The 587-nt window shown below is 61.5% G+C and carries 1 protein-coding gene; it reads left to right on the forward strand.

Features of this window, described 5'->3' with window-relative positions; all coding sequences use genetic code 11:
* Positions 1-587 (forward strand): substrate-binding domain-containing protein (locus NQT62_RS15365; protein WP_256765626.1); only part of this gene is annotated, 587 nt, incomplete at both ends.

The raw sequence follows: 587 nt of genomic DNA on the forward strand, positions 1-587 counted from the left end.
GGACGGCATCATCGTCACCGGCCCCACCCTGATGGACGAGCGGGTTGCCATGCTGACGGAAGCGAAGTTTCCCTTTGTGCTGCACGGACGCACCAATATCGCCGCCCCGCATGCCTGGCTCGATATCGACAATGCCGGCGCCTTCCGGCAGGCGGCATCGCACCTGATCGATCTCGGCCACCGGCATATCGCGATGATCGACGGGCTGAAGGGCCACACGTTTTCCGAACACCGCGAAATGGGTTATCGCGAAGCATTGCTGGAGCGCGGCATTGCCGTCGATCCCCGCTTCATCGTGCATGAGCGTTTTTCCGACGAAACCGGTTTCCATGAGGCGCAGCGGCTTTTGTCCTATACGCCGCATCCGACCGCCATTCTCGCCGGCTCGATGATGACGGCGCTCGGCATTTTCCGCGCCATCCGTTCAAAAGGCTATGAACTCGGCAAGGAAGTCTCGGTGATCGCCCATGACGACGTGTTCCCTTATCTCAATGCCAGCAACATGGTCCCGGCCATGACCACCACCCGGTCGTCGATCCGCTCCGCCGGATCGCGTATCGCCGAACTGCTGGTGCGCGTCCTTGACG

Source organism: Limnobacter humi (genome assembly GCF_024518835.1).
GTDB lineage: Bacteria > Pseudomonadota > Gammaproteobacteria > Burkholderiales > Burkholderiaceae_B > Limnobacter > Limnobacter humi.